This is a genomic window from Streptomyces pilosus (genome assembly GCF_014649835.1).
GTDB lineage: Bacteria > Actinomycetota > Actinomycetes > Streptomycetales > Streptomycetaceae > Streptomyces > Streptomyces pilosus.
This window is the reverse complement of the sequence record NZ_BMTU01000049.1, coordinates 1-708: the sequence shown is the minus strand read 5'-3', so window position 1 is coordinate 708 and position 708 is coordinate 1. Positions and strand designations below refer to the sequence as shown.

Annotated in this window: 2 protein-coding genes; one reads left to right on the top strand and one right to left on the bottom strand. The window is 74.4% G+C overall.

From position 1 onward, the window contains the following. A partial coding sequence (locus IE118_RS33855) for an MMPL family transporter (RefSeq protein ID WP_189561931.1) occupies positions 1 to 285 on the top strand: 285 nt, incomplete at its 5' end. Between the two features lie 203 nt (positions 286 to 488). On the opposite strand, the gene IE118_RS33850 is transcribed toward IE118_RS33855, so the two are convergent. Then, on the bottom strand, positions 489 to 708 hold a 220-nt coding region (locus tag IE118_RS33850; protein ID WP_189561930.1), incomplete at its 5' end, for an ATP-binding protein.

Genomic DNA, 708 nt, shown 5'->3' with positions numbered 1-708 from the left:
GCCACCGGTGGCGTCATCACCTCGGCAGGCCTCGTCCTGGCGGCAACGTTCGCGGTCCTCGCCACACTTCCGCTGGTGATGCTGATCGAGGTCGGGTTCCTGGTCGCCTTCGGCGTGCTGCTCGACGCCCTGCTGGTGCGGTCGGTCCTGGTGCCCGCCCTCACCCTGCTGATCGGCCGGCGGATGTGGTGGCCGAGCCGGCTGTCCCGTCCAGCGGCAGAGCCGGCGGACGGTCAACAGCCGCTCCTCGACGACGAGAACGAGGAGTCCGCGCTGCAACGGTGAGCGCGGCGGTACGGGCGAGTTCCGGGACGGGGATCCAGACCCGTCCCGGAACCTTCTCATGGGCCCGACCGTCGCCGCCCTCTGGTCCTGCGCCACGCGCCGGGGCCGGAGTCGGCGCATCACGGTGTCCTCCCGCGCCGGTGAAAGCGCGGGGCCGTGCCCGAGGGCCGGTCCCTTGTCCCGCGCCGCGCCGCCGGGGCGGGTCAGCGCACCTCGGTGTCCTCCCCGGCGCTGAGCCGCATGATCGGGGCGGGCGGGGCCGCAGCCGGAAGGCCGACCCGAAGCAACGCGCCACCGCGTGCGGAGCGGGCGACGGTGGCCCGGCCGCCGTGGGCGTCGACGACCCGCTGCACGATCGACAGCCCCAGACCGGATCCCGGCAACGCCCGGGCACTGTCGGCACGGTAGAACCGGTCGAACACC